This is a genomic window from Rhodococcus wratislaviensis (assembly GCF_900455735.1).
GTDB classification, from domain to species: Bacteria; Actinomycetota; Actinomycetes; order Mycobacteriales; family Mycobacteriaceae; genus Rhodococcus_F; species Rhodococcus_F wratislaviensis.
This window is the reverse complement of record NZ_UAUI01000022.1, coordinates 613,525-638,510: the sequence shown is the minus strand read 5'-3', so window position 1 is coordinate 638,510 and position 24,986 is coordinate 613,525. Positions and strand designations below refer to the sequence as shown.

At 67.4% G+C, this 24,986-nt stretch carries 29 protein-coding genes, 1 tRNA gene and 1 riboswitch; of the genes, 13 read left to right on the top strand and 17 right to left on the bottom strand.

Features of this window, described 5'->3' with window-relative positions:
* Position 1: 1 nt before the first annotated feature.
* Positions 2 to 379: a nuclear transport factor 2 family protein gene (locus DTA22_RS25465; RefSeq protein ID WP_037241536.1), complete on the bottom strand. Its 378-nt coding sequence runs from the start codon at positions 377 to 379 to the stop codon at positions 2 to 4.
* A gap of 72 nt (positions 380 to 451) precedes the next feature.
* Between DTA22_RS25465 and DTA22_RS25460 the strand changes: the two genes are divergently transcribed.
* Positions 452 to 526 (top strand) — tRNA-Thr (locus DTA22_RS25460).
* Positions 527 to 669: 143 nt separating this feature from the next.
* The gene (locus DTA22_RS25455; RefSeq protein ID WP_037241533.1) at positions 670 to 873 is read left to right on the top strand and encodes an RNA polymerase sigma factor; all 204 of its coding nucleotides are present in this window, start codon (positions 670 to 672) and stop codon (positions 871 to 873) included.
* Between the two features lie 10 nt (positions 874 to 883).
* On the opposite strand, the gene DTA22_RS25450 is transcribed toward DTA22_RS25455, so the two are convergent.
* The 4 genes from DTA22_RS25450 to DTA22_RS25435 all read right to left on the bottom strand — a co-directional run bounded on the left by DTA22_RS25450 (position 884) and on the right by DTA22_RS25435 (position 5,946).
* Positions 884 to 2,296 carry a lipase family protein gene (locus tag DTA22_RS25450; protein ID WP_112301319.1) on the bottom strand — a complete coding sequence of 471 codons (1,413 nt, stop codon included), beginning with the start codon at positions 2,294 to 2,296 and terminating at the stop codon, positions 884 to 886.
* A 99-nt stretch (positions 2,297 to 2,395) separates the two neighbouring features.
* Complete coding sequence (locus tag DTA22_RS25445; protein WP_112301318.1) at positions 2,396 to 3,031, bottom strand: TetR/AcrR family transcriptional regulator; 636 nt, start codon at positions 3,029 to 3,031, stop codon at positions 2,396 to 2,398.
* Positions 3,032 to 3,073: 42 nt separating this feature from the next.
* Positions 3,074 to 4,966 (bottom strand): glycoside hydrolase family 15 protein, encoded by a 1,893-nt coding sequence (locus DTA22_RS25440; protein WP_112301317.1) that lies wholly within the window; start codon positions 4,964 to 4,966, stop codon positions 3,074 to 3,076.
* Positions 4,967 to 5,058: 92 nt separating this feature from the next.
* Entirely contained in the window at positions 5,059 to 5,946 is an 888-nt protein-coding gene (locus DTA22_RS25435; RefSeq protein WP_112301316.1) for a sigma-70 family RNA polymerase sigma factor, read from the bottom strand.
* Positions 5,947 to 6,051: 105 nt separating this feature from the next.
* Between DTA22_RS25435 and DTA22_RS25430 the strand changes: the two genes are divergently transcribed.
* Positions 6,052 to 6,816 (top strand): SDR family oxidoreductase, encoded by a 765-nt coding sequence (locus tag DTA22_RS25430; RefSeq protein ID WP_112301315.1) that lies wholly within the window; start codon positions 6,052 to 6,054, stop codon positions 6,814 to 6,816.
* Here the strand turns inward: DTA22_RS25430 and DTA22_RS25425 are convergent.
* From DTA22_RS25425 to DTA22_RS36345, 3 genes are read right to left on the bottom strand one after another with little or no spacing between them, the layout of a single operon-like run.
* Entirely contained in the window at positions 6,801 to 7,715 is a 915-nt protein-coding gene (locus DTA22_RS25425) for a SigB/SigF/SigG family RNA polymerase sigma factor (RefSeq protein ID WP_112301314.1), read from the bottom strand. The two genes, DTA22_RS25430 and DTA22_RS25425, sit on opposite strands and share 16 nt — an antisense overlap.
* A gap of 43 nt (positions 7,716 to 7,758) precedes the next feature.
* The gene (locus DTA22_RS36350) at positions 7,759 to 7,905 is read right to left on the bottom strand and encodes a hypothetical protein (protein ID WP_167344068.1); all 147 of its coding nucleotides are present in this window, start codon (positions 7,903 to 7,905) and stop codon (positions 7,759 to 7,761) included.
* 59 nt (positions 7,906 to 7,964) lie between these two features.
* Complete coding sequence (locus tag DTA22_RS36345) at positions 7,965 to 8,108, bottom strand: hypothetical protein (RefSeq protein WP_174233862.1); 144 nt, start codon at positions 8,106 to 8,108, stop codon at positions 7,965 to 7,967.
* Between the two features lie 312 nt (positions 8,109 to 8,420).
* On the opposite strand from DTA22_RS36345, the gene DTA22_RS25420 reads away from it, so the two are divergent.
* Positions 8,421 to 8,747 (top strand): MerR family transcriptional regulator, encoded by a 327-nt coding sequence (locus DTA22_RS25420; RefSeq protein ID WP_112301313.1) that lies wholly within the window; start codon positions 8,421 to 8,423, stop codon positions 8,745 to 8,747.
* A gap of 15 nt (positions 8,748 to 8,762) precedes the next feature.
* On the opposite strand, the gene DTA22_RS25415 is transcribed toward DTA22_RS25420, so the two are convergent.
* Positions 8,763 to 9,146, bottom strand: a complete 384-nt coding sequence (locus DTA22_RS25415; protein ID WP_112301312.1) for a hypothetical protein — start codon at positions 9,144 to 9,146, stop codon at positions 8,763 to 8,765.
* A 240-nt stretch (positions 9,147 to 9,386) separates the two neighbouring features.
* Here DTA22_RS25415 and DTA22_RS25410 point away from each other — a divergent pair, with 240 nt between their 5' ends.
* From DTA22_RS25410 to DTA22_RS25400, 3 genes are all read left to right on the top strand, one after another.
* Positions 9,387 to 9,695: a MerR family transcriptional regulator gene (locus tag DTA22_RS25410; RefSeq protein WP_037241504.1), complete on the top strand. Its 309-nt coding sequence runs from the start codon at positions 9,387 to 9,389 to the stop codon at positions 9,693 to 9,695.
* 416 nt (positions 9,696 to 10,111) lie between these two features.
* Positions 10,112 to 10,339: a hypothetical protein gene (locus DTA22_RS25405; protein WP_112301311.1), complete on the top strand. Its 228-nt coding sequence runs from the start codon at positions 10,112 to 10,114 to the stop codon at positions 10,337 to 10,339.
* Positions 10,340 to 10,368: 29 nt separating this feature from the next.
* Positions 10,369 to 11,334 carry a ferritin-like domain-containing protein gene (locus DTA22_RS25400; RefSeq protein ID WP_112301310.1) on the top strand — a complete coding sequence of 322 codons (966 nt, stop codon included), beginning with the start codon at positions 10,369 to 10,371 and terminating at the stop codon, positions 11,332 to 11,334.
* A 63-nt stretch (positions 11,335 to 11,397) separates the two neighbouring features.
* On the opposite strand, the gene DTA22_RS25395 is transcribed toward DTA22_RS25400, so the two are convergent.
* From DTA22_RS25395 to DTA22_RS25375, 5 genes are read right to left on the bottom strand one after another with little or no spacing between them, the layout of a single operon-like run.
* The gene (locus DTA22_RS25395; RefSeq protein ID WP_112301309.1) at positions 11,398 to 12,561 is read right to left on the bottom strand and encodes an epoxide hydrolase family protein; all 1,164 of its coding nucleotides are present in this window, start codon (positions 12,559 to 12,561) and stop codon (positions 11,398 to 11,400) included.
* A 56-nt stretch (positions 12,562 to 12,617) separates the two neighbouring features.
* On the bottom strand, positions 12,618 to 12,968 hold the full coding sequence (locus DTA22_RS25390; protein ID WP_037241490.1) for a hypothetical protein: 351 nt from the start codon (positions 12,966 to 12,968) through the stop codon (positions 12,618 to 12,620).
* A 49-nt stretch (positions 12,969 to 13,017) separates the two neighbouring features.
* The gene (locus tag DTA22_RS25385; protein WP_112301308.1) at positions 13,018 to 13,845 is read right to left on the bottom strand and encodes an LLM class F420-dependent oxidoreductase; all 828 of its coding nucleotides are present in this window, start codon (positions 13,843 to 13,845) and stop codon (positions 13,018 to 13,020) included.
* A 41-nt stretch (positions 13,846 to 13,886) separates the two neighbouring features.
* Complete coding sequence (locus DTA22_RS25380; protein WP_005244499.1) at positions 13,887 to 14,690, bottom strand: hypothetical protein; 804 nt, start codon at positions 14,688 to 14,690, stop codon at positions 13,887 to 13,889.
* Between the two features lie 48 nt (positions 14,691 to 14,738).
* The gene (locus DTA22_RS25375; protein WP_009477809.1) at positions 14,739 to 15,053 is read right to left on the bottom strand and encodes a DMT family transporter; all 315 of its coding nucleotides are present in this window, start codon (positions 15,051 to 15,053) and stop codon (positions 14,739 to 14,741) included.
* Positions 15,054 to 15,063: 10 nt separating this feature from the next.
* Positions 15,064 to 15,125: riboswitch (guanidine-III (ykkC-III) riboswitch) on the bottom strand.
* A gap of 772 nt (positions 15,126 to 15,897) precedes the next feature.
* On the opposite strand from DTA22_RS25375, the gene DTA22_RS25370 reads away from it, so the two are divergent.
* Positions 15,898 to 16,614, top strand: a complete 717-nt coding sequence (locus DTA22_RS25370) for a response regulator transcription factor (RefSeq protein ID WP_167344067.1) — start codon at positions 15,898 to 15,900, stop codon at positions 16,612 to 16,614.
* Between the two features lie 80 nt (positions 16,615 to 16,694).
* Positions 16,695 to 18,077, top strand: coding sequence for a sensor histidine kinase (locus tag DTA22_RS25365; protein WP_037241483.1), 1,383 nt, complete (start codon positions 16,695 to 16,697; stop codon positions 18,075 to 18,077).
* Between the two features lie 3 nt (positions 18,078 to 18,080).
* On the opposite strand, the gene DTA22_RS25360 is transcribed toward DTA22_RS25365, so the two are convergent.
* Positions 18,081 to 18,506 (bottom strand): HIT family protein, encoded by a 426-nt coding sequence (locus DTA22_RS25360; RefSeq protein ID WP_174233860.1) that lies wholly within the window; start codon positions 18,504 to 18,506, stop codon positions 18,081 to 18,083.
* A gap of 140 nt (positions 18,507 to 18,646) precedes the next feature.
* On the opposite strand from DTA22_RS25360, the gene DTA22_RS25355 reads away from it, so the two are divergent.
* Both DTA22_RS25355 and DTA22_RS25350 read left to right on the top strand, forming a co-directional pair.
* Entirely contained in the window at positions 18,647 to 19,900 is a 1,254-nt protein-coding gene (locus tag DTA22_RS25355) for a bifunctional glycosyltransferase family 2/GtrA family protein (RefSeq protein WP_112301307.1), read from the top strand.
* Positions 19,897 to 21,987 carry an ArnT family glycosyltransferase gene (locus DTA22_RS25350; protein WP_112301306.1) on the top strand — a complete coding sequence of 697 codons (2,091 nt, stop codon included), beginning with the start codon at positions 19,897 to 19,899 and terminating at the stop codon, positions 21,985 to 21,987. Before DTA22_RS25355 ends, DTA22_RS25350 begins: the two co-directional genes overlap by 4 nt.
* A 59-nt stretch (positions 21,988 to 22,046) precedes the next feature.
* Here the strand turns inward: DTA22_RS25350 and DTA22_RS25345 are convergent, their stop codons facing one another.
* Positions 22,047 to 22,445: a hypothetical protein gene (locus DTA22_RS25345; RefSeq protein WP_112301305.1), complete on the bottom strand. Its 399-nt coding sequence runs from the start codon at positions 22,443 to 22,445 to the stop codon at positions 22,047 to 22,049.
* Entirely contained in the window at positions 22,429 to 22,815 is a 387-nt protein-coding gene (locus tag DTA22_RS25340; RefSeq protein ID WP_112301304.1) for a hypothetical protein, read from the bottom strand. Before DTA22_RS25340 ends, DTA22_RS25345 begins: the two co-directional genes overlap by 17 nt.
* Positions 22,816 to 22,916: 101 nt before the next feature.
* Between DTA22_RS25340 and DTA22_RS25335 the strand changes: the two genes are divergently transcribed.
* Positions 22,917 to 24,056 carry an acyl-CoA dehydrogenase family protein gene (locus DTA22_RS25335; protein ID WP_112301303.1) on the top strand — a complete coding sequence of 380 codons (1,140 nt, stop codon included), beginning with the start codon at positions 22,917 to 22,919 and terminating at the stop codon, positions 24,054 to 24,056.
* 120 nt (positions 24,057 to 24,176) lie between these two features.
* Positions 24,177 to 24,965: an enoyl-CoA hydratase/isomerase family protein gene (locus DTA22_RS25330; protein WP_112301302.1), complete on the top strand. Its 789-nt coding sequence runs from the start codon at positions 24,177 to 24,179 to the stop codon at positions 24,963 to 24,965.
* The last annotated feature ends 21 nt before the right edge of the window (positions 24,966 to 24,986 follow it).

Sequence of the window (24,986 nt, the reverse complement as noted above, 5' to 3'; positions counted from 1 at the left end):
ACTACGTGTCGGAGACAAGATCTTTCTCGGTCAAATCGGTAGCGGAGAGTGCAGACTCGAGTGTCTCGTGGCGGAACGTGGAGATGACCTGATCGTGGACGACACGGAATGCAGAGGCCAGGATACGCGTCTCCGCGGGGTCCGCCCACGTGGCCTGCTGTTCGACCACCAGCACGCCGTCGTAGTAATACATTCGCTGCGGAATCAGCGTGATGCCCGCGGTAGACGCCCATTCCCGCAGCGCCGCCAGGCCCTGAGTCGCGCCTTTCGGGCCACCCATCTCGATGTCGTCGCTCGACAGCGACAGCAGAGTGTCGATGTCGCCGGAGTTGAGGGCGTCGTGCCAAGCGAGGACGGTGGCGATCTCCGAGGTACTCATGGCTCCAACGCTATCCAATGTGGGCGGAAGTAGCCGACGTTCCTGCAATGGATATGATGGGCGCGCGTGTCCGCCTCCTTAGCTCAGTGGTAGAGCACTCGCCTTGTAAGCGAGCGGTCGTCAGTTCAATCCTGACAGGAGGCTCCACCGCGGAATCGCCTCCGCACACAGAGGGCCACCTTCCCCCGGGAAGGTGGCCCTCTGTCTTTGCCGCACGGTCACCCCGGGGTGGGCGGTTCGTCACCCTGGGGTCCCTGTTTCCGACCCCGCCGGTCATTGACGATGAATGCATGCAAGTGAATTCGTGCAGGTCGGCGGTACTGGATGCAGTGGAATCGTTGCCCGCCCTCGAAAGGGAGACACTGGCCCTCGTGTATTACCGGGGAATGTCCTGCGACGAGGTGGCGGACACGATGCAGACCAGCGTCGCCACCGTCCGGGACCGCCTCCACGAGGGGGCGCGCAAACTGCTCGCCGGTGTCGGCGGCCTCTGAACCCGCGCCCTCACGTACCGATCGGCTGACCGAGCAGACTCGCGATCGTGTCACCGACGATCGACGACCACACCGGCCACGTCGCCTGGTCGAGGGCCATCGATCCCACGTCGCGGGTGGTGCATCCGGCGTCGGCGGGCACCCCGTCGAACCGGTCCCGCAGCCACAGTAGTGCGCTCGCGGCCGCGACCGGTTCGAGGGACAGGTGCTCGCTGGCGTGGTCGCGGGTGTACGTCACCCGGGCGTTCGGGTCCTGGCAGTAGGTGTCGACGAGTGCGTCGACGGGCCCGACCGGTACCAGCCAGTCCGGGTTCGCCTGGTACATGAACATCGGCACGTCCGGGACCCGATGACCCATCTTCGTCCGGTCGAGCACCGATTCGACCACCGGATCGCGCAGCGGGTCGCCGCCGGGGCTGTCGAACAGGCCCCTCAGGTTCGCGAACGGCAGGAGTGCTGCCTGATAGCTGACACAGAGATTGCCCTTGGCGGCCAGGAGTTGCTTGCCGAGTGGATTCAGGTGCGTGTCGAGATACTCGGCGAGTTCGGGATAGTCACGGCTCACGCCGAACACGCCGCCCAGCACGATTCCCGCACCCAGGTTGTTGTCCGCGAGATCGACGAGGGCGCCGAGGTCGGCGGGGATGCCGCCTTCGGCCGCGCCGACGATGTTCAGGTCCGGCGCATAGCTCGCGTGGAGTTCGGCGGCGTGACCCGTCGCGATCGCACCTCCGGAGTAGCCCATCAACCCGACCGGAGTCTGCCGGCCCGACAGCCCCAGTGGGTCGAAGTTCTCCGCAGCCCGGATCCCGTCCAGGGTGATGCGGCCGGCGAGGGGCCCGGCCGCATACGCGGCGTTCGGGCCCTGGTGATCCGGCATCACGACGGCCCATCCCTGGGCGAGGGCGGCCTGCGCCTCGAGGAACTGCAGCGGCGCGACGATCTGACCGGTCAGCGGCGCGGGCACGGACCACTGCTGTAGTGCGTACGAGGCGGCGCAGTACTTGCCGAGGGAGTCTTCCGCCGGCTGGAGCGAGAGCAGATTGCGGACGCCGTCGATCGTGCCCCTCGGTTTGACCACCGTCGCGACGGCGGGGATCGGCTCGTCCCGCGAGTTGGTGGAGCGGTACGACAGCTGCCACGCGTCGACGTTCACCGGAAGCACCGACAGGTTCGCCAGGTGGACTTCGCGGGCGGCGATGACCTCGCCCGGCTCGGCCGCCGCGACCACGTCGGCCGGTGGTTCGTAGAAATCCCGGTCGGCCTCCGGCCAGGCGGGAACGGTAGGTGCCGGCTGCACGTCCACGGACGTTCCGCCGTCGACGGGACCCCCGACCGACGGCGGGGCGACGGCGAGCTGTGCGCCCACCACCATCGCTCCCACCAGCAGCATTCGCCGTCGAAGCGCTCTCGATCCGATCATGTGGTCCTCCCCGGCCGAAGTGAGACGGCTATGTCTCACTTTGAGGCAGACCCTAGATCAGGTGCGACGGGTATCGCAATACTCGCGAGTAAGTTCGGCTCAGGTCTGATCGGTGACCAGCGCGATGAGCATCGTGCTCAGGACGTCCACCAGGACCGACGCAGACGGTCGGGGGGAGGCGGTGCTCCAGTGGTGGGCGAGGTCGTTGACTGCCCCGATGAAGGCGATCGACACCATCGCGAACCGCTCGGGCGGGTCGACGACGCCGCCGTCGATCGTGCGGGTGACGGTCTCGAAGAGTCGCGCCCACTGCGTGCGGCGCTCGAGTCGGTACTGCTCGACCCGGGGGCCCGCCCCGACCACCTCCACGAAGATGATCCTGGCCCGCCGCTCGTCAGTGCCGACCGATTCGATGTACGCCGTCATGACGGTGCCTGCGACGGTCCGCGGATCCCGCGAAGGCGCCCGGTCGTTCGCGGCCAGGACCGCGTCCCGGGCCTCGTCCTGAATCGTGTCGTAGAGCGCCAGGAGGATGTCCTCGCGGCTGCCGAACTCCTCGTAGAACTGGCGACGCGACAGTCCGGCCCGGGCGCAGATGTCGCTGATCGAACTGCGGGCGTACGTCTTCTCCGCGAAGACCGACAGGGCGGAGTCGAGGAACCGTACCCGGCGGGCCACGCGACGTTCGGCAACCGGTTGGCCGCTGTACGTCCGATTCGACTCTGCTCGGGACACGATCTCAGCCTACGGTGACGGGACGTCGGATCCCGTCCGGGCTCACATCAGTTCCCGCATCCGCTCGTGGAGGATGATGCGACCCGCGGCCTCGATCAGCGCGAGGTGGGAGAACGCCTGTGGGAAATTGCCGAGATGGCGGCCGGTGCTCGTGTCGAACTCCTCGGCGTACAACCCCAGGGGCGAGGACACGCTGAGCAACCGCTCCATCAAATCGGTTGCCTCCTGCACCTGTTCGACCACGGTCAGTGCCGACACCAGCCAGAACGAGCAGATCAGGAAACTGCCTTCCTTGCCCGACAACCCGTCGTCGGTTTCACCGGTGCGGTAGCGCAGGACGAATCCGTCCTCGGTGAGATCGTTCGCGATGGCGTCGACGGTGGCGCGCAGGCGTTCGTCCCCACGAGGCAGGAATCCGAACACCGCGGCGAGCAGGGTCGACGCGTCCAGCGCCTCGGTGTCGTAGTGCTGGCGCAGCACCCCGTTCTTCACCCCGTGCTCGAGGATGTCCGCGCGGATCTCTTCGGCTGTGGCACGCCAGGTTTCCCCGGCCGAGCGATCGCCGCGGATGCCCGCAATCTTCGACGCCCGGTCCAGTGCCACCCAGCACATCAACTTCGACGACACATAGTGCTGCGGTGCGCCCCGGGCCTCCCAGATCCCCTGATCGGGGTTGCGCCACACCGCGGACGCGCACGTCGCCTGCTGCTGCACGAGCGGCCACAGCCGGCGGGGGAGCCGCTTGCTGCGCACCGTGTGCAACAGGATCGAGTCGAGGACGGCGCCGAACACGTCGTTCTGCCGCTGGTCGAACGCCCCGTTGCCGATGCGCACCGGGCGCGCCCCCGCGTAGCCGGACAGGTCGTCGCGGGTCGACTCCGTCAGGTCGCGGGTGCCGTCGATTCCGTACATGATCTGTAGTGCACCATCGCCGTTCGACTCGAGGTCGGCGACGAACTGCATGAACTCGTCGGCCTCCCAGTCCAGATTCAGGTAGTGCAGCGCCTGCAGTGTGAACGTGGAGTCCCGCATCCACGTGTACCGGTAATCCCAATTGCGTTCGCCACCCGGGGTTTCCGGCAGGGACGTCGTGAGGGCTGCGACGGTGGCGCCGGTCGGCATGTACGTGAGTCCCTTGATGGTCAGGGCGGACCGCTGGATCGCCTCCCGCCACCGGTGGTCGGGGAAACGTGCGTGGCTGAACCAGCGCCGCCAGAACGCCGAGGTTGCATCGAGTTGCGCGACAGCCTCTTCCGTCGTTTCCGGCGCGGCGAGTCCCGCAGCCCACGACAGCGCGCAGTACAGGGTTTCACCTTTCTCGAGCACGTGGCGGGCGCGAACCCGCCCACCCTCGATGCCGAGCGCCATGTCCGTCCGCAGGCGCAGGGTCCGACCCGCGCCGCTCGCGTCGGCGGTGTGCCGATCGCCGTCCACGAGAACCCACTCCGCCGGCGTGCGTCCGTAGTCGAACACGGGCTCGCACACCAACTCCACCTCCACGCTGCCGTCGAGGCAGGTGACCGTGCGGACCAGCATGTGATCGGCGTCCTCGTCTGCAGGCGGTCGTGTGTGGGGAGTGACGGTGTCCTCGCCGCGGCTCGGACCCATCGTCAGCGCGCTGCGCACGGTCACCCAACCGGTCGGCGTGTTCCACACCACCGAAATGGTGTTGCTTCCCGGCTCGTACTGCCGGGACGCCGGAACATTGAGCCCGAACGGGCCGATCCGGAACATCCCCGCCTCGCGGTCGAGGAGGGAACCGAACACGCTGGGCGAGTCGAACCGGGGCACGCACAGCCAGTCGACGGAACCGTCCGGTGCGATCAGCGCCCCGGTGTGGCAGTTCGAGAGGAAGGCGTAGTCGGCGATCGGCGGGAACGGCGACGGCGCGGCCGCGCTCTGAGGTGGGGCATCGTCGTCCGAGGCAGTGGTCACGTTCGCGCCCCTCTCCGCGCAGTGTCGGCAACCTCCATGCTGCGGGTCGGGGCGCGCAGGGGCATCACCCGGTAAGGGTGACCGGGGTCCCTTCAGTCACCGAGGACCGCGAGATCGAGTCGGCCGACGCGATCGGGTTCTGCGATGACGTTGATCTCGGTGATCCTGCCGTCCTCGATCGTGAACTCCAGCACCAGGTGCAGCCGTCCGTGGAGAGCCATCACGAGTCCGACCGCCCCGTTCACCAGGGCGATCTGAGTGAACCGGGCCCGTTCCGAGGAGGCGAGCGCGCCCTTGGCCACGACACGAGCACCCCGGATCACGAGAGGTGCCGGGGTGGGGCCGACAGCCGGATCGGCCCGGAGCACCACGTCCGGATCGAGCAGGGCGACCAGAGCGTCGAAGTCGCCGCCGCGGGTGGCGGCCAGATAGGCGTCGACGACGCGGCGCCGGCGGTCCAGATCCGCCGTGTCCGGGGCAGGCGAGGCTCCCTTGACCCGTCGCCGGGCCCGGCTGGCGAGTTGCCGCACCGCAGTGGAGGAGCGACCCACGATGGGTGCGACGTCGTCGAAGGGCACGTCGAACATGTCGTGCAGCACGAACGCGAGCCGTTCGGCCGGGGTCAGCGTGTCGAGCACCACGAGCAGTGCCAGACCGACCGAGTCGGCCAGCATCGCTTCGTGTTCGGGATCGCCACCGTCCTCGCGGCCGACGACCGGGTCGTGTGCCTGCACGTCGAGAGGTTCCTCGCGCCGCTGCTCGCGTGAGCGCAGCACGTTCAGGCATACCCGCGACACCACGGTGATCAGCCAGGCCTCGAGATTTTCCACGTCGCCGGTGTCGGCGCGGCTCATGCGCAGCCACGCCTCCTGGACGGCGTCGTCGGCCTCGCTCACCGAGCCCAGCATCCGGTACGCGACAGCCCGCAGCCGGGGGCGGTGTTCCTCGAAACGCTCCGTCAGCCGATCGCGGTCGTCCACCGTGTCACATTCCTTCCTCGCCGCGTGTCCTAGCAGTAGATCCACCGAAAACCAGCTGTCGAGACCGGGAAACCGAGTCCCGCACCCAACGAATCTGGAGAGATCATGACATCACCCATTCTGATCACCGGCGGTACGGGCACGCTGGGACGTCAGGTCGTCCCACTACTGCGGGCGGCGGGACGGGACGTGCGCGTTCTCAGCCGGCACGGCCGCGAGCCCGGCGACGGCGTCGAGTACGTGACCGATGACTTGTTCGAGGGCAAGGGAATAGAGCCTGCACTGGAGGGGGTCGAGACCGTTCTGCACCTGGCGGGCGGCCCCAAGGGGGACGAGGTGGCGACGCGGAACCTGGTGGAGGCCGCCTCGCGCGCCGGGGTGCAGCACCTGGTGTACATCTCGGTGATCGGCGCCGACGGAGTTCCGCTCGGCTGGTTCGGATCCAAGCTGGCCGCGGAACGCGCGGTGGCCGACTCGGGTGTGCCGTGGACGACGCTGCGCGCGGCCCAGTTCCACGACCTGGTGCTGGCCATGCTGCAGAAGATGGTGAAACTGCCGGTGATCCCGGTCCCGGGCGGATTGCGTTTCCAGCCGGTCGACTCGGGGGAGGTCGCGGCGCGTCTGGTGGAACTGACGCTCGGCGCCCCGGCCGGCCTGGTTCCCGACCTGCCCGGGCCGACCGTCTACGGAATCGCCGATCTGATGCGCGGATATTTGCAGGCGACCGGACGGCGTCGGCCGATGATGCCGGTCCGGATGCCGGGAAAGGCCGGCCGTGCGTACCGAAACGGCGCGAACCTGTCACTCGACGTCGCAGCGACGGGCAAGCGGACGTGGGAGGACTTCCTGGCCGCTCACGAGAGCATCTGACCCCCGGCGTCGGCGAGTTTCCCGCGCAGGTCCGCCAGGGTCTTGGACAGGAGCCGGGACACCTGCATCTGCGAGACACCCACCCGAGCGGCGATCTGCGACTGGGTCATGTTGCCGAAGAAGCGCAGAACCAGCACGGTGCGTTCGAGGTGGGGAAGCGATTCCAGCAGGGGCGCGAGGACCGCGTGGTCCTCGACGTGGGCGAGGGCCGGGTCGACGTCGCCGATCGTCTCCGACAGCGGTCGTTCGTTCTCGCCGAGCGGGAAATCGGTGGAGAGGGTGCTGTACGCGTCGGCGACCCGGAGCCCCTGCACGACTTCGTCCTTGTCGATCCCGACGGCCTCGGCCAGTTCGCTCGCCGTCGGGGCGCGTCCGAGTGTGGTGGTCAGTTCCGTCGTCGCGTTGGTGAGGGAGAGGTGCAGTTCCTGCATGCTGCGCGGGACGCGCATAGCCCAGCCCGTGTCGCGGAAGTGCCTGCGCACTTCGCCGGTGATGGTCGGCACGGCGTAGGACACGAAGTTCGCTCCGCAGCGGGCGTCGAAGCGGTCGACGGCCTTGACCAGACCGAGGCGGGCGACCTGAATCAGGTCGTCGAGTGGTTCGCCGCGACCGTGGAAACGCCGGGCGATGTGTTCGGCGAGCGGCAGGCAACGTTCGATCAGCCGCTGCCGCAACAGTTCGCGGCGGGGGTCGGAGGCGGAGAGCCTGCCGATGGCCGCGCACTGCGCGGGCACGTCACGGTACTGGTCGCGCTCGCGGCGCCCGGCCTCCGGGCGTTCCGCCCGGCGGTCTTCCGCTGCGACATCCGGCGCAGGCATCGTGCGATGCGTCGGCGTCGTCCTCGAGGGGATGCGACGGATTTCGCAGGATGGTGCGACGAGCTGGGTGGACACATTCATGGCTCTGCCCTTCTCTGACCTGCCGGCATCGGCAATGGCGTCGCTATTCGACGAGTGCGGGGGAGGTATCGGTGGCCTCGTCGGCGAACATCGCCTCGATCCGGGCCTTGATTTCCTCGGTGCTCATCGTTGCTCCGCCTCGCGAGGCAGTAGTGGTGGCGGAAGCGTGGGATGTGGAGCTAGCGGGCATGAGCGCTGTGTCCTGTCGGGTGCGGAGGGTCGGGGTGGAAAAGGTGGCAGGGCCGGCCGTCAGGTCGGCAGGGACGAGAGGAGAGTGAGCGCGCTGAGCGCCAGCGTGGCGATCAGGCCGCCGGCGATCGCTCCGCCGCTGCCTGCGCCGAGAACGAGGACTTCTCCGTCAGGGGGAGCGTTCTGCGGGTCGTGTGTGGTCATCTGTTCTCCTTGGTGCCCACCTCGTGGTGAGAACTTATCTGCGTTGAAGAATATAGATTTGTTCTACAGTCCTAGCGTAGGAAGTTCAAGCGGAATCGACAAGATTGCTGCTCGAGGGGCGATCACCGGACGGGGAACTGGACCAGGACGACATCAGGCGAGGCCGTGTGACCTACCGGGCCGCCGAGATCCAGGCGACCGAACTGCGGGACGGCAGTGCATGTATAACGAAGCGAACCTGTACCCCCTGCGGCACATTGTGTCGTCCGGGCCTTGCTAAGATTGATGCGCCCTGAGAAGAAGGGAGATCCGGTGACGTCCTCTCAAGTGCCCCTTCGTTCGCAGCGGGGTGTGTACGGGATCTCGGTAACGTCGGAGCTGACGGGTATCGGGCCGCAGACGCTGCGCTTGTACGAGCGGCGAGGGTTGATCACACCGACTCGCACGGGCGGCGGAACACGCCGGTACAGCGAGGAGGATGTCGCCCGCCTCCAGAAAATCACCGAACTCGTCGCGGCCGGTGTCAATCTGATCGGAATCGGTCAGATCCTTCAGCTCGAAGCCGAGAACGCGATCCTCGCGGCGCGCAACGCCGAGCTGGAGCTGCTCGTGCAGTCCGAGGTCCCGGGTCGCGCCTGAGCCGCGCTGACCGGCTCAGCTCGCAGACTGGTCGTTGGTGGGGTTGAACTCGTCGAACGATGCGTCGGCCGACTGCCATTTGCCCTCGGCCCGGATGTCGGCGAATGCCAGGTCGAACGCGTCGACGAGCCATGCGTGCTCGGCGGCGGCCAGCAGTTCGTCGGAAGTGCCGTCGGCGGCGCCCTGGTACAGGCTGACTCGCCATTCGGACGTGTCCTCGGCGGCGTCGGTCAGTCCGTCGGCCGCGTTGGATGCGAGAAGGTAGCGGTTGTACTCGAAGTCGACCCGGATCGCGTAGCCCGTACCGGTGTTGACGACATTTGCCGGTCGCTGGGTGGCCGCGGCGAGCGCAGTGAGGGCGTCGCGGTAACGATCAGCGTGTTCCTGAGTGCGGGGCACCGTCTTCTCGTCTCTGGCGCTGAGGCCGTGGCACTCGCGGCCACGACACCTCCACGAACCCTGCCGGGGCGGCCGCGGTTCGTGTTCGGTTCGGACCCGAGATTACGTCACCCGGTCCTGGTCCTCGCCACGGCCGAGCCGTCATGATGGGCGGAATATGCAAAATCTATATCCCTCGTTATAGATTCGTTTCATTCGTTTGTTAATATCAGGTGTTCCTTAAGCAGAAGGGAGCCTGTTGTGACCATCGACGCCCTACCCCGCTCATGTCGCGGGGTCTACGGAATTGCGGTGACGTCGGAGTTGACGGGCATCGGCCCGCAGACTCTGCGGCTGTACGAGCGTCGCGGATTGCTGACCCCGGCCCGGACCAGTGGCGGCACCCGCAGATACAGCGAAGACGATCTGGTCAGGTTGGCGCGCATTGCCCAGCTCATGGAGGACGGAGTGAACGTCCCGGGCATTCAGCGCATTCTCGCGCTCGAATCCGAGAATGCGGATCTGGCGTCCCGGTTGGAAGGATCGGAGCGCGGCTCGGCCGGAGAGTGATCCGTCAGGCCGGCGTCCGCCTCCGGTCTTCTCGGGAAACGGGATCCCGTGGGTGTGTCATCCGCGCTGGTCCTGGTGGTTTCGGTACGCGGAATCCCCGCGTCGGCCGATTCACATGCTTCAACGGGTTGACCTTTACTGTCGAGTAGATAAGATGAAATCTGTATCCGCCAGAGCAGATAAGTTGACGACCCGAACGAGCCGCACACGTACGAGCATGTGACGTTGCGGCAGGGAGAGAACAAGCAATGGCCGAACGAGACACCGCCCGTGCAGTCGATGTCGTCAGCGCACTACCGCTGTAAATCGCGAAACCCGGGCCCTGCACGAAGGCGCCGACAGCGTCGTCCGGCGAATGCCCTCTCGTGTACGCCCCGACTCTGGTCCGCATTCGACTCCAGACGGGAAATCGAACCATGACCCTTGCCCACAATGCACTCCGCACGCACGCGCCCCGGCACGCGAAGAACCAGCAGGACGAGCCCGACCGTCGTTTCTCGCTCGGGACCGCTCTCGTCGCTGCGCTCGTTGCCGCCGTGCCCGCGATGTCGGTGACCGGATCGGCGGTCCTCGCGGCCGTCACCGCTGCGGCCGTTCTGGTCGGAGTCCTCCTCGCTGCGTATCTCATCTCCAGCCTGATCTGATCGCACCCCACGAACCGGAAGGACACACTATGACCCTCACCACCGTCCCCACACTCATCACCCAGCTGCACGCCGTACTCGATCTGACCAACACCGAAATCCAGGTCGCCGAAACCCGCGTCGCGCAGGCGCGCACCGAGGCCGTGCGCCGAGAACTGACCGAGAACGCCGAGAACGGACGCCTCCGCGCAGCGGCGATCGAACGCGCCATCCGCGATCTCGGAGGAGTGCCGGAGATCGTCGGCCCGCTGCTCGGCCGGCTCGCAGCGGCGCTGAAGGCGATGGCGGAACAGGCGCAGCCGTTCGACGAGGCTCTGCTCGGCGACCTCGTCCTCGAGCACCAGCTGCTCGACCGGGCGCGGTACGTGAAGGCCCTCGCGACCACGGCCGGGAAGCAGGACGTCGTCCGGTTGGCCGATCGACTGGTCACCGCGCACGCGGCGACCGTCGACTGGTTGACCACGGTGCTCGCGGAGGAGGCGCTCGGCGGACCGGCGGCATTGCGACGCACCCCGTTCCAGGCGGCGACCGGTGCCACGATCCGGCTGATCAACGTCCCCGTCTCGTGGTCCGCGCGCGGCATCGACCGTGCTCTCGACACGGCCCGCACCACCCCGCCGATGCTGAGCGCGTTGCTCGGGCGAGGCGCCCACGCGGGCGACGTCGCGGTGAAGACGCTTGCCGCCTCGCGTGATGCCGCCCTCGAAACGGCCGAGCAGGTCACTCGCGACGAAGGCGCCGACGGAATCGCCGATGCGATTCATTCAGCACGCACCGCCGGCGGCGTCCTGGAGGCAGGCGAACTGCCGATCGCCGATTACGACGACCTCAACGTGTCCCAGGTCGTCGCCGCGGTCAAGGAACTGACCGATCCCTCCGACGTGCGCACCGTCGTCGCCTACGAGGAAGCTCACAAGGACCGTCAGGGTGTGGTCTCCGCGGCCCAGACGCGGCTCGCCGGTATCGCCCAGGAGGTTGCCGGTATCGGCAACTGACGCAACACCATCGACGAACTCGCCGGTCCCGCTGCTCGGGGCCGGCGTTTCGTCGTGTCCCGCTCAGCGGAGTCCGGCGAAGAACTCCCGGATGTCCGCGGTCAGCGTCTCGGGATCTTCGAGTGCGGCGAAGTGACCGCCACGGTCCTCGACGTCGGTCCATCGCGTGATCGCGTGTTCCTGTTCGGCGTAGCGGCGGATGCCGACGTCGTGAGCGAAGACGATGACCGCGGTCGGGATCCCGGACGCGGATTTTTCGGCGCCCCAGGACGATTCCTGCGCGTAGCCGACATACGCGGACGACGACGCGGTGTCGGAGAGCCAGTACAGCATGACATTGGTGAGAAGTCGGTCGATGCCGACGACGTCGTGGGGGAGCGCCTCCCGGGGATACGTCCATTCGCGGAACTTGTCGACGATCCACGCGAGCTGACCCACTGGCGAATCGGCAAGCGCGGCACCGAGAGTCGCGGGTCTCGTGGACTGGATGGAGATGTAGCCGAACTCCTCGGACATGAACCGGGACACCCGGTCCAGGCGGTCCCGTTCCAACGGTGACAGGCTGGACCGCTCCGCCTCGTCCAGCTCGTGGAACGGAACTCCGACGTTGCCGTTGAGATGCACCCCGACCACCGCGTCCCGGGCGATGCGGGCGACCTCGGGGGAGACGGCCGCACCGATGTCCCCGCCCTGGACCCCGTAGCGGTGGTAGCCGAGCCGGCTCATCAGCTCTGCCCACGCGGTAGCGATACGGCTGGTGTCCCAGCCCGGTTCGCGGACCGGTCCGGAGAATCCGAATCCGGGCAGCGACGGCACGACCACGTGGAACGCGTCGGCGGGGTCGCCCCCGTGCGCCGCGGGGTCGGTGAGGGGTCCGATCACGTCGAGGAACTCGACGAAAGAACCCGGCCAGCCATGGGTGAGGACGAGGGGCAGGGCGTCCGGTTCGGGCGAGCGCACGTGGAGGAAGTGGATGTTCTGCCCGTCGATCTCGGTCACGAACTGCGGGATGGTGTTGAGCGACTTCTCCTGACCCCGCCAGTCGAACTCGTCGCGCCAGTACGTGACGAGTTCGACCAGGTAGGACGTGGGCACACCGCTCGCCCAGTCGTCACCGGGGAGGGGTGTGCCGAACCGGGTGCGCGCGAGGCGATCGGCGAGATCGTCGAGTTGCTCCTGCGCGATGTCGATGCGAAACGGACGGATGGTCTTCGTCGTGTCGGTCATAGTGAGCACGCTACGAAGGATTGAGGACAGTTCGGGTCCTCGATTGCGAAGCCGGGTCAGCAGGCCCCGGTCTTGGCGGCGTCGTAGGCCTGGATCATCTGGTCCTTGCGGTCCTGCGGAGCGTCCTTCCACTCCGGCGTCTCGGCCGACTGGGTGAAGAGGTCGTCGAGGGCCTTCGTGCGGTCGAACGTCTCGCCGCTCTGCTGCGCGCGAGCCTCCGCGCCGTTCGCGTACTGGAGCAGGCCTTTGCACAGGTCAGCGACTGCAGGCAGGTCCGCGGAGGACGCCTCGGTGGCCTCGGTCGTTGCGCTCGCCGGGGACTCGGCCTCGGTGGTGGCCGATTCGGAACTGCACGCCCCGAGCAGCAGGGCAGCAGGGATCAACAGCGCAACGATGGTTCGTGTCATGCGAAATACATACCAGAGGCATCGGTCGGCTGCTGTCGGCCGGTCGGTCCTATGCACGAAGCGGCAGTAATCTCGCGAGCTGCCGGGCCACCTCGTCCGGCTCCTCACCCAGTTCGCTCACGACGACGTGATCGGCGCCGGCCGCGAGGTGGCTGTGGACCCGCGCGACGATCGCGTCCGCGTCGCCCCAGGCGACCAGGTCGTCGACGAGCCGGTCGCTCAGCCCCGCGATGTCGTCGGCGCCGAAACCCATCCGCACGAAATTCGTGGCGTAGCCGCCCACCCCGGACAGGAAACGGAGCGGTACGCGGGCGGTGTCGCGGGCCTGCGCGGCGTCGGTGCCGAGGACCGTCATCAGCGAGACGACGAGCGTGGCGTCCGGACCGAGGATGCGCCGCGCCTCGGCGGTGTAGTCGGGGGTGACGAGGAGCAGGACGGCCCCCGCGGCCCTGTCCCGCGCGAGTTCCAGCTTGCGCGGGCCCAGCGCGGCCAGAATCCGTCGCTCCGCCGGCACCGGCGGAGCGGACCGGTCGAGCCTGTCGAGATACTCGTTCAACCCCCGGAGCGGCCGGGGGACCTGCGGGCCGCCCAGTCCGACGACGAACCGGTCCGGCGCCGTGGTCTGTAGATCCGCATGGAGCTGTGCGACGGCCTCCGACTCGTACACGTCGACCGGGATGATGCCGGTCGCGACAGGTATCGAGTCCGTCGCCCGGACGACAGCCGTGATCCGGTCCAGGCTGTCGATCTGACCGCCCCGCAACCAGATCGCCGAATAGCCGAGGGATTCCAGCCGGGCCGCCTCATCGAGATACGTCTCGTCCGGTGTGATGTTCAGTGAGATGCCGACGGGTCCGAGGCCTTCGATGCGAGTCATGACCCGACCGTAAAACCTCGAGTTACGTTCAGGTCAAGGGATCAGGCGGGCCCGAGTGTGTAGTCGACGCCCGGGCGGTCGCCCTTGCCCTTGAGCCAGCGGCCCGGCAACTTGCCGGCGAGATCGCCGAGCGGCCCGACCGCGGCACTGAGAATCCCCACCGTTTCCTGCAGCAGGTCGATGCTGGCGCTCATCCGCTCGAGGTTTGGCGCCAGCGCCGTCAACGTCTCGGACAGCGCGACGATCTGGTCGAGTGGGCCGCCCTCGGCGATGAGACGTTCGAACGCGCCACCCTCCGACAGCAGGGTCTCGAGGATGCCGTTCTCGGCGAGCGCCCGGTCCACGAGTCCACCCGGCGCCGTGAGCCGCTCGACGGCGCCGTCCTGCGCGGTCAGCCGTTCGAGCGGTCCCTGCTCGGCGGTGAGACGGTCCAGCAGACCGTCCTTCGCGAGAAGCCGTTCCAGGGTGCCGTCCTCGGCGAGCACTCGGTCGAGCGGGCCGTCCTTGGCGAGAACCCGCTCGAGCGGGCCGCCCGGCTCGAGCAGCCGTTCGAGGGTGCCGCCCTCCGAGGTGAGACGGTCGACGGGACCACCCGGAGCGAGCAGGCGGTCGAGCGGACCCCCCGGCTGGAGGGCCTGCCCGAGCGGCCGGTCGTTGGCCGCGAGCGATGACAGCTGGCTGATCACCTGCAACGGGCTGCCCTGGGTGCTCATCCCAGTGACCACGCCGGTCCCGGCGACCGCCGTCCGGACGGTCACCAGGCTGGCTTCGGCGATTCCGAGACCGACATCGGCCGCCGCGAGACCGACGCGCACCGGGAGGGTCATCAACGACACCAGGTTCATGGAATTACTGTAACCCGCGACACACAAGCATCGAGTGTCACGATCCGGTCAGTGCAGAACCTTCAGTCCGACGACGCATCCCACGATGCCCAGGATCAGGAGGATCTTCACCAGCGAGGAACTTTCGGCGCCGGTCACCATCGCGAACCCGACCGTGAGGGCTGCGCCGATGCCGACCCAGACCGCGTACGACGTTCCGATGGGGAGACTGCGCATCGCGAACGCCAGACCCGCCATGCTGAGAATCAACGCGACGCCGAAGACGACGCTGGGTCCGAGTTTGGTGAAGCCTTCCGACCGGCCGAGGGCGGTGGCCCAGACGGCCTCCAGGATTCCCGACAGCACAAGCACGATCCACGCCATGACAAACCTCCGGGCACCGTCTTGTCGCTGGCCGGGTACGGTGCGCTCGTCCGGATGTCGTGTCGACGATTTCCACGGTACCCAACGGGGCGCTCCGCGCCCGTGAGTGGTGAGCGAGTACACACACTCCTCCGGCGCGCACGGGCGCGAATGCGCCGAATATCTCGCAGATCGATGTCGCCTCATTTATTGTCGAGCGAAACAGTGAATTCTGTGCATATACCACGGAAGATAACGAGGCACATCATGATGCTCGGACTGCTCGCCGCAATCAACAGCGCATTCACCCTCGGACTCGCCAACACGATCGGAACGTTCGGTGGAGTGGTGCTCAACCTGAACGTCGTCGCCTGAACTTACTGCCTGTCAAGACAACTCCACTCCCGCGACCCCGCTGTCGGCTCGACAGCGGGGTTGTCACGTATGCGACGCCCGGAGGCGCCGGCCCGCGGAGCGCAACTTTCCCATCCTTGCTCATGCGCCGAGAATTTCGCCCCTTTTTCGGCGAAGAAGAATGGGTGATTTTATTCAGGGAAATTGCTCGCGTGTGTCGCCGCTAATTCTCCGGAGTTGACCTAGTGTCATCCGCAACGCGCACGGACAGCGCGCAACCACCCCTTCCCAGGGGCGACGATGGAGGTCATGATGCTCGGACTGCTCGGGGCACTCAACAGCGGCGTCACACTCGGCTTGGCCAACACGATCCTGACGTTCGGCGGGGTAGTACTCAACCTCAACATCGTGGTGAACTGACGAGCGGAATCCCACCCGCACGGGCCGGCGGTACCGGCTCACAGGAATCTCCCAGGAAACCTACAGCGACGATCCAGCGTCACGAGTGATGATGGGTTCCGTGAATGAGAAGCCTGTCGAAGCCCGCGTCCTCGTCGTCGACGACGAACCGAACATCCTCGAGTTGCTCTCCGTGAGTCTGCGATTTCAGGGATTCGAGGTGGCGACGGCGCCGACTGGGGCCGAGGGACTCGACACGGCCCGCACGTTCCGGCCCGACGCCGTCATCCTCGACGTCATGATGCCGGGAATGGACGGATTCGGGCTGCTCAAGCGGCTGCGTGCCGACGGTGTGGACGCTCCGGTGCTGTTCCTCACCGCGAAGGACGCGGTGGAGGACAAGATCAGCGGCCTCACCCTCGGCGCGGACGACTACGTCACCAAGCCGTTCAGCCTCGAAGAAGTGGTGACGCGGCTGCGCGTCATCCTGCGGCGGGCCGGCAAGGTGTCGGTGGAGGAGCAGTCCGCCCGCATCAAGTTCGCCGACATCGAACTCGACGACGACACGCGGGAGGTCTGGAAGGCGGGCGACCTGGTGTCGCTCTCGCCGACGGAGTTCACGCTGCTGCGGTACTTCATGGTCAACGCAGGCACCGTGCTGAGCAAGCCGCGGATCCTCGACCACGTCTGGAACTACGACTTCGGCGGTGAGGTCGGGGTGGTCGAGTCGTACGTGTCCTACCTTCGTCGGAAGGTCGACACGGGCGAGACTCCGTTGATCCACACCCTCCGCGGGGTCGGCTACGTGATGCGAGAACCGCGGCGATGACCGCGCCCGCGGCTCCTCGGGAGCCGGCCGAGGCGGTCGCCGCTGTCTCGAACAGTCCTGCGCGACGGTGGATTCGCGCGATGCCGCTGCGCATCACCCTCGTCGGCGCCGTGCTGCTTCTCTCGGCGCTCGGGCTCCTCGCATCCGGTGTCGCGGTGACGTCGGCGCTCGAGAATTCGCTGACCAACCGCGTCGATCACCAGTTGCACGACGCGGCGCAGGGGTGGGCGAAGCCCGGCAAGTCGCGCCCCCTGCCGCCGCCGGACGAACCGAACCCCGGCCGCCCGCCGAGCCCGTTCTACGTCCGCACGACACTGGCGAACGGAACGGTGCTGCGCGAGATCAACGACGAATCCGTTTCTCCCGCACTGCCCGAGGACCCCGCGTCCGGGCCCGAGACGGTCGGTTCCACCGACAACTCCGACGTGCGGTGGCGGGTGCTGACGACCACCGCGCCGGACGGAACCGAGACCACCGTCGCGATGACGCTCACCGAGAACGACGAAACGGTGAATCGGCTGATCGTCCTGCAACTCATCATCGGCGTGGTCGTGCTGATCGCGCTCGGAGTGGTCGCCTACTTCGTGGTCCGGCGCAGTCTGCGCCCCCTCGTGGAAGTGGAGGAGACCGCCGCGGCAATCGCCTCGGGCGACCTGCACCGGCGTGTTCCGGAACGGGACGATCGTACCGAGATCGGTCGACTGTCCGTGGCGCTCAACGGAATGCTCGCCCAGATCCAGCACGCGTTCGCCGCCACCGAGGCGTCGGAGGAATCGGCGCGCCGCTCCGAGGAGAAGATGCGGCGATTCGTCGCCGACGCGAGCCACGAACTGCGCACCCCGCTCACCACGATCCGCGGTTTCGCCGAGCTGTATCGACAAGGCGCGATGACCGACACGGAAACCCTGATGAGTCGCATCGAAGGCGAGGCGTCGCGGATGGGGCTCCTCGTCGAGGATCTCCTCATGCTCGCCCGGCTCGACGCCCAGCGTCCCCTCGAGACCCGGCCCGTCGACCTGCTGTCGGTGGCCTCGGACGCCGTGCACGGCGCACGCGCCGTCGCCCCCGACCGGTCCATCGCGCTCGACGTCCGTCCCGGTCCCGGGACCCCGGAGGTGATCGGTGACGAGGCCCGGCTGCGGCAGGTCCTCGGCAACCTGCTCGCCAACGCCGTCAAACACACCCCCGCCACCGCGGACGTGACGGTGCGGCTGAGCACCACCGAACGCAGCGTCGTGCTCGAGGTGGCCGACACCGGACCGGGACTCAGTGAGGAGGACGCGGCCCGGGTGTTCGAGAGGTTCTACCGCACCGACGCCTCCCGCACCCGGGAGAGCGGCGGCAGCGGCCTGGGCCTGTCGATCGTGGCGGCCCTGGTCGCCGCCCACCGCGGGTCGGTGACCGTCGACAGCCGGCCCGGCGAGGGTGCGACGTTCCGGGTGGAACTGCCGCGGTCGAGCTGACCGTCAGTCGGGGACGTTGTCCGCGTGGCCGAGTTCGCGCAGCGCTGCCTTGAGCTTCGCCTGCGCCTCGTCGAGCGATTCCTGGGACGGGTTCTGCTCGGCGTTGCTGATGTTGAAATCACCGAGGTCGTAGGCCGGGAACACGTGCACGTGCAGGTGCGGCACCTCGAGGCCCGCGATCAGCAGACCCGCGCGCGGCGCGTCGAACGCGGGGCGGACGGCCTGCCCGATCGTGCGGGCGACGTCCATGACCTTCGTCCAGATCTCACCGTCGACGTCCTGCCACTGGTCCACCTCCTTGCGGGGTACGACGAGGGCATGGCCCTGCGTGACGGGAGCGATGGTGAGGAACGCGACGACGTCCTCGTCCTCCCACACGAAACGTCCGGGCAGATCTCCGTTGATGATGGCGCTGAATACAGATCCCATGGCCGCCATTATGCGGCTTCGCCCCCCGTGAGTACTTATTAACCTCCCGCGGTTAATAAGTACTCACGGGCGCGAAGCGCACAGGAAACTCCCAGCCTCCGTCCAGAGTCATCGGAGCGTACGGGACGAATCTTGGACGCATGACGACGAATTCCCTCTCCCGCGCACCGGGCGCCATGGGACGACTCGAGACCCCCGAAACCTCCGAGACCGCGCCCGTGCTCGACGTTGTCGTGCCGGTCTACAACGAGGAAGCCGGACTCGAACGTTGCGTGCGCCGGCTGCGGCGGCACCTCGACGAGAACGTTCCCTACTCCGCCCGCATCACCATCGCCGACAACGCCAGCGTCGACGCCACCCTCACCGTGGCCCACCGGCTGGCCGCCGAGATCGACGGCATCCACGTCGTCCACCTCGACGAGAAGGGGCGAGGCCGCGCTCTGCGTGCGGTGTGGAGTGCCTCCGACGCCGAGGTGGTGGCGTACATGGATGTCGACCTGTCGACGGACCTCAACGCCCTGATGCCGCTCATCGCGCCCTTGTTGTCGGGGCACTCGGACCTCGCGATCGGCTCCCGTCTCGCCCGCTCGTCGCGGGTGGTCCGAGGCCCGAAGCGCGAGTTCATCTCCCGCAGCTACAACCTCATCCTCCGCAGCGCCCTGCACGCGCGGTTCTCCGACGCCCAGTGCGGGTTCAAGGCGATGCGGGCAGACGTCGCGCAGCGCCTGCTGCCGCTGGTCGAGGACACCGGATGGTTCTTCGACACCGAGCTGCTGGTGCTCGCGGAACGCGCAGGCCTGCGCATCCACGAGGTCCCCGTCGACTGGGTGGACGACCCGGACAGTCGCGTCGACATCGTCGCGACCGCCGTCGCCGACCTCAAGGGGGTGTGGCGGGTGGGCCGGGCCCTGTCCACCGGATCGCTGCCGCTCGGCAGCCTCCGCGACAGTTTCGGTCGCGAGCCGCTGGTGCCCGGAGTTCCCCGCGGCATGGTCGGGCAGCTGGCCCGGTTCGCCGTGATCGGCATCGCGTCGACCGTCGCGTACGCGCTGCTCTACCTGATCCTGCATCCGATCATGGGCGCGCAGTGGGCCAACGCCGTCTCACTGCTCGTCACCGCCGTGCTCAACACGGCCGCGAACCGCGCGTTCACGTTCGGTGTCCGCGGATCCGAAGGCGCGGCCCGGCATCAGATGCAGGGCCTGCTCGTGTTCGCCTTCGGATTGCTCCTCACCAGCGGTTCGCTGTACGTCCTCCACTGGGCGGCCCCGGACGTGTCCAAGCACGTCGAACTCGCCGTCCTCGTTCTCGCCAATCTCGTTGCCACCATCAGCCGTTTCATAGCCCTTCGCTGGGTGTTCCGGAACGCACGCCCCGAAGGAGCTCACGCATGACGACGACCCTCGAACAACCGAAGGTCGACGCGGCCGAACCACCCCCGGCCCGGAGGCGGTGGGAGCCCTGGGCGCTCGCCGCGCTGCTGGCCGGGACCGCGGTCGCGTACATCTGGGGGCTCGGCGCCTCCGGCTGGGCCAACTCGTTCTACGCCGCCGCGGTCCAGGCGGGTTCGGAGTCGTGGAAGGCGTTCTTCTTCGGATCCTCCGACGCCGCCAACTCCATCACCGTCGACAAGCCGCCGATGTCGCTGTGGCTGATGTCGCTGTCGGTCCGGATCTTCGGGCTCAGCTCGTGGGCGATGCTGGTACCGCAGGCCCTGCTCGGTGTCGGTTCCGTCGCCCTGCTGTACGCCACGGTGAAGCGGTGGTTCGGCGCCCCGGCCGGTCTGCTCGCGGGTTTCGTGCTCGCGCTGACGCCGATCGCGGTGCTGATGTTCCGATTCAACAACCCCGACGCCCTGCTGGTGCTGCTGATGATCGCCTCCGTGTGGGCGATGCTGCGGGCCGTGGAGGACGGACGCACCCGGTGGATGGTGCTGACCGGCGTGTTCGTCGGTTTGGGATTCCTGACCAAGCAGCTTCAGGTGATGCTCGTCGTCCCGCCGCTCGCTCTGACCTATCTCGTCGCGGGACCGCCGAAGTTCGGCAAACGCCTCGCCCAGTGCTTCGCGGCGCTCGGCGCGATGATCGTCTCCGCGGGCTGGTGGCTGCTGATCGTCGAACTGTGGCCGGCGTCGTCGCGGCCCTGGATCGGTGGTTCGCAGAACAACTCGATCCTCGAACTCACGCTGGGCTACAACGGTCTCGGCCGGTTGAACGGTGAGGAGACCGGCAGCGTCACGCCCGGCGGCGGTCGCGGTGACGCCACTGCGGCGTTGGGAGGTGCCGGCGAGGCCATGGCGGGTGGCGGCTTCCCCGCAGGTGGCCCCGGCGGCGGTGGCGGTATGTGGGGCAGCACCGGCATCACGCGCATGTTCGAGTCGGCTCAGGGCGGTCAGATCGCCTGGCTGATCCCGGCCGCGCTGATCCTGCTGGTCGCCGGTCTCGCGCTGCGCGGCAGGGCGCCTCGCGTCGACACCCAGCGTGCGTCGTTCCTCGTGTGGGGGTTGTGGCTGCTCGTCACCGGGCTGACGTTCAGCTTCATGGCGGGCATCTTCCACGCGTACTACACCGTCGCGCTCGCACCGGCGGTGGCAGCGCTGGTGGCGATCGGTTCGGTGACGCTGTGGCGTCGACGGGACGCGCTGTGGGTGCGGGCGGTTCTCGCGGTGACACTGCTGGCCACCGCTGCCATGTCCTGGGTTCTGCTCGGACGCAGCGCGTCGTTCGTGCCGTGGCTGAAGTGGGCGGTGGTCGTCGTCGGCGTCGTCGCCGCGGTTGCCGTGCTGATCCCGGCGCTGACCCGGGGCCGCATCGCTGCCGTGGTCACGCTGGCCGCACTGTTCACCGGGCTCGCCGGACCGACGGCCTACGCCGTCGACACGATCGCGACGCCGCACACCGGTTCGATCGTCTCGGCCGGACCCAACGTCGAAGGCGCCCGCGGCGGCCCCGGCGGAATGGGTGGCCCCGGCGGCATGGACGGTGCCGGACGCATGGGCGGCCGCACCGACGGTGCCACCGCACCGGCAATGCCCGGCGGTACCACCGCACCCGGCGCAACCGACGGTGCGACGGCAAGTGCCACCGACGGCACGGGCGGTATGGGTGCCATGGGCGGCGCCGCCGGGGGACTGCTGTCCGGTAGCACCCCCGGCGCGGAACTGGTGTCGTTGCTCGAACAGGATTCCGGCAACTACACCTGGGTGGCAGCGGCGATCGGATCCAACAGCGCATCCGGATACCAGCTGGCCACCGAGGACCCGGTCATGCCGATCGGCGGTTTCAACGGCAGCGATCCGTCACCCACGCTGGAGCAGTTCCAGCAGTACGTGGCGGACGGCAAGATCCACTACTTCATCTCCGGCGGCCGAGGCGGCGGAATGGGTGGAGACGGAACGGCATCGGAGATCTCCACCTGGGTGCAGGAGAACTTCACCGCCGTCACCGTCGACGGCGTGACCCTGTACGACCTCACGTCCTGACCGAAACCCCCTGTGAGTACTTATTAACCGCCCGCGGTTAATAAGTACTCACAGCTGTTTCAGAGGTCGAACGAGATTTCGGGCGTGCGGCAGATCAGCAACCTCCGTACGCGGCCCGATCCGTCGAGCTGCGCCGAGGTGTTGAACGATGCCTCGAACTCGCCGTTCCGCGTGGTGCGTCCCAGCGCCAGTTCGACCTCTCCGACACGAGCTCCCGCGAGGATCTCGTGTATGAGCACACTCTTCTCGCGTTGCTGCAGGTACTCGACGAGACCGGCGCGATCCCCGACGAACTCGGCGGCATTCCCACCGCCGGTGGAGAATTGCACCGACATCCGGAAATCGTCGGTGATCATGTTCAGGACGCGGTCGGGATCGTCCGAATCCATGATCGCGAACCACGCGACCAGCACGGGTGTCGCAGACGTCGTCTCGTTCAGGTCAGTCGCGCTTCCCATGGGCCAACTCCTTTGTGAGAATGCTGAATTCCGTATCGAACGACACCTCGTACGCATCGATGGCGCCGTCGCTGTCGAGGTGCATGGCGGCAAGGAAGTAGCCGGTCGTCTTCACGTCGTTTTCCACGACGGAACCGTAGGCGAACTGGACGTCGCCGGCGCTGCTCGTTCGGAGCAGCACGTGTCGTCGATCGACCGGGGGCCGTCCCTTCAGGTAGTCGAGCATGTCGGCGCGGCTGTACCCCCGGCGGACGGTACCCGGGAGGACTATGGCGAACTCGATCGATTCGTCGAGCAGGGCCACCGCGTCGTCGATCCGGCCGCTGTCGAGGATCGCGTAGTACCGCTCGATCACGAGTGCATCGGTCATGAAATGAACTTAGTTCAACCCGGTGGGGCTTGTCGAGGGTTCTTGCCGCGGCAGCTTCCGCGAAACTAAACTGAACTCACGTCAATTTAGAGGAGAGTTCCATGCCGTTCCCCCATGCCCGTCCCTGGCCCGAGACCGAACCCCCGGCGATGACGCCCGTCGCCGAGCACGACGATATCCGGGCCGTAGTCCGCCAATTGCTGGATCGACATTCGACGCTCGAGGCCGGCCGTCTCGCCGCCGAGTCCGAGATCGGCTATTCCCCTGAGTTGTGGTCGCTTCTCGTCAAGGAGATGAACGTCGCCGCGCTGGCGGTGCCGGAAGATCGCGGGGGCCTGGGTTACGGCGTGGTCGAACTCGGGATCGTTCTCGAAGAATGCGGGCGCGCGCTGGTCTGTGAACCGGTGCTCACGTCCGCGACGCTGGGAGTGCGCGCCCTGCTCGCGGCCGACCGGTGCCCGCAGGTCGACGACCTGCTGGGGCGGGTCGTCCAGGGCGAACTCGTCGCCACCGTGACAGCTCTGAGCCCGGACACCGATTTCGTCGACGCCACCCGAGCCGGAGGTCGCTGGTCGGTGTCCGGCCGCGCGACCAACGTCGTGCAGGGCGGCGCGGCCGATATCGTCGTGCTACTCGGGCGCGGTGACGAGGGGCCCGGCCTCTATGCGGTCGACCTGCGTACCGCCGCGATGCGGCGTACGGAGCTTCCGGTCATCGATCCCAGTCGGCGGCAGGCGAATCTGCTCTTCGACGACGCGGACGCCGTGCGTCTCGTCGGACCCCGCGACGCACTGCGGACGGCCGCATCACTGCACAGCCTGGGGGTGATCGGGCTGGCCTGCGAACATGTGGGAATCGTCGATCGTTTACTCGAAAGCACAACGGACTACACGATGCAGCGCCACCAGTTCGGGCGAGCGATCGGCTCCTTCCAAGCCGTCAAGCATCGACTGGCCAACACTTTGGTCGAGTTGGAGAAGGCTCGATCGGCGGCGCGGTATGCGGCCGCCGTGTTCTCGGAAGACCCGGACTCCGCGGCGCTCCCGGCCGCGGTCGCGGGGGCAATCTGCACCGAGGCCGCGATCGGCACCGCCCTCGAGGCCGTGCAATTGCATGGCGGTGTCGGCTTCACCTGGGAACATGCGGCGCATTCCTACGTTCGCCGCGCGCTCGGTGACGAACCGCTTCTGGGTGATTCACGAGCGCACCGCAGACGCGTCGCGGATCTCGTCGGGCTCTGAATCCCAGCACCTCCCCCCGGCTGAATCGAAACCTCTTGCTCCGCCCTATTGACGGACCATCTCCCACCCAGTAGAACTGAAGTGAATCCAGTTCAGTTTCTCCCTCGAAAGGACACCGACATGGTGGACACCGACCACATCGTGCTCGAGAAGGACGGCGACGTCGCCCGCGTATGGCTCAACCGCCCGCACAAGAAGAACGCGGTCACCGTCGAGCTGCTGCATCGCCTCGACGAGATCATCGTGGAGGTCGACAACGACCCCAGCCTCAAGGTGCTCGTCCTGCGTGGACGCGACGGCACCTTCTGCTCGGGCTTCGATCTCGACGAACTGCGCGAGAAGTACGTCGGCTCCACCACCGCGATGGACGTCGCCGTGCTGTCCGCCAAGGTGTGCGACCGCCTGTACTCGATGAACACGCCGTCCGTCGCGGTCCTCGAAGGCTTCGTCACCGCAGGCGGTTTCGAGCTCATGATCTCCTGCGACTTCGCCGTCGCCGCCGAGGACGCTCGCATCGGCGACTTCCACATCCGCCGCGCGCTGTTCGGTGGGGCAGGCCCGATCTACCGGCTCCCGCGGATGATCGGCATTCGGAAGACCAAGGAGCTCATGCTGACCGGGAAACTCCTGACCGGCAAGGAGGCGGAGGCCTTCGACCTGATCAACGCCTCGGCGCCGGCCGAAGACCTCGACAAGCTTGTCGCCGAGTTCATCGCCCCGATCGTCGACAAGAGCCCGTTCATGATGAAGCTCACCAAGATGTGCATCGACCGCGGTCTCGACGCGGACATCCAGTCGTTGATGGTGATGGAGCACCTCGCCGTCGGCAATGCGCTGCAGTCCGAGGACGCACGCGAAGGCGTGAACGCCTTCCTCGAAAAGCGTGAGCCGGTCTGGGTCGGTCGCTGATCCGACACCGACGACGAATCC

Excerpts from the sequence above, each read along its gene's own strand:
- DTA22_RS36345 (WP_174233862.1), bottom strand. The coding sequence starts at position 8,108 with ATGACCACACACGACCCGCAGAACGCTCCCCCTGACGGAGAAGTCCTC.
- DTA22_RS25360 (WP_174233860.1), bottom strand. The coding sequence starts at position 18,506 with ATGGGATCTGTATTCAGCGCCATCATCAACGGAGATCTGCCCGGACGT.
- DTA22_RS25335 (WP_112301303.1), top strand. The coding sequence starts at position 22,917 with ATGCCGTTCCCCCATGCCCGTCCCTGGCCCGAGACCGAACCCCCGGCG.
- DTA22_RS36350 (WP_167344068.1), bottom strand. The coding sequence starts at position 7,905 with ATGCCCGCTAGCTCCACATCCCACGCTTCCGCCACCACTACTGCCTCG.
- DTA22_RS25355 (WP_112301307.1), top strand. The coding sequence starts at position 18,647 with ATGACGACGAATTCCCTCTCCCGCGCACCGGGCGCCATGGGACGACTC.
- DTA22_RS25385 (WP_112301308.1), bottom strand. The coding sequence starts at position 13,845 with ATGACTCGCATCGAAGGCCTCGGACCCGTCGGCATCTCACTGAACATC.
- DTA22_RS25390 (WP_037241490.1), bottom strand. The coding sequence starts at position 12,968 with ATGACACGAACCATCGTTGCGCTGTTGATCCCTGCTGCCCTGCTGCTC.
- DTA22_RS25450 (WP_112301319.1), bottom strand. The coding sequence starts at position 2,296 with ATGATCGGATCGAGAGCGCTTCGACGGCGAATGCTGCTGGTGGGAGCG.
- DTA22_RS25375 (WP_009477809.1), bottom strand. The coding sequence starts at position 15,053 with ATGGCGTGGATCGTGCTTGTGCTGTCGGGAATCCTGGAGGCCGTCTGG.
- DTA22_RS25405 (WP_112301311.1), top strand. The coding sequence starts at position 10,112 with ATGACCCTTGCCCACAATGCACTCCGCACGCACGCGCCCCGGCACGCG.
- DTA22_RS25430 (WP_112301315.1), top strand. The coding sequence starts at position 6,052 with ATGACATCACCCATTCTGATCACCGGCGGTACGGGCACGCTGGGACGT.
- DTA22_RS25345 (WP_112301305.1), bottom strand. The coding sequence starts at position 22,445 with ATGGGAAGCGCGACTGACCTGAACGAGACGACGTCTGCGACACCCGTG.
- DTA22_RS25455 (WP_037241533.1), top strand. The coding sequence starts at position 670 with ATGCAAGTGAATTCGTGCAGGTCGGCGGTACTGGATGCAGTGGAATCG.
- DTA22_RS25330 (WP_112301302.1), top strand. The coding sequence starts at position 24,177 with ATGGTGGACACCGACCACATCGTGCTCGAGAAGGACGGCGACGTCGCC.
- DTA22_RS25350 (WP_112301306.1), top strand. The coding sequence starts at position 19,897 with ATGACGACGACCCTCGAACAACCGAAGGTCGACGCGGCCGAACCACCC.
- DTA22_RS25340 (WP_112301304.1), bottom strand. The coding sequence starts at position 22,815 with ATGACCGATGCACTCGTGATCGAGCGGTACTACGCGATCCTCGACAGC.
- DTA22_RS25370 (WP_167344067.1), top strand. The coding sequence starts at position 15,898 with ATGGGTTCCGTGAATGAGAAGCCTGTCGAAGCCCGCGTCCTCGTCGTC.
- DTA22_RS25400 (WP_112301310.1), top strand. The coding sequence starts at position 10,369 with ATGACCCTCACCACCGTCCCCACACTCATCACCCAGCTGCACGCCGTA.
- DTA22_RS25380 (WP_005244499.1), bottom strand. The coding sequence starts at position 14,690 with ATGAACCTGGTGTCGTTGATGACCCTCCCGGTGCGCGTCGGTCTCGCG.
- DTA22_RS25395 (WP_112301309.1), bottom strand. The coding sequence starts at position 12,561 with ATGACCGACACGACGAAGACCATCCGTCCGTTTCGCATCGACATCGCG.
- DTA22_RS25425 (WP_112301314.1), bottom strand. The coding sequence starts at position 7,715 with ATGAATGTGTCCACCCAGCTCGTCGCACCATCCTGCGAAATCCGTCGC.
- DTA22_RS25465 (WP_037241536.1), bottom strand. The coding sequence starts at position 379 with ATGAGTACCTCGGAGATCGCCACCGTCCTCGCTTGGCACGACGCCCTC.
- DTA22_RS25365 (WP_037241483.1), top strand. The coding sequence starts at position 16,695 with ATGCCGCTGCGCATCACCCTCGTCGGCGCCGTGCTGCTTCTCTCGGCG.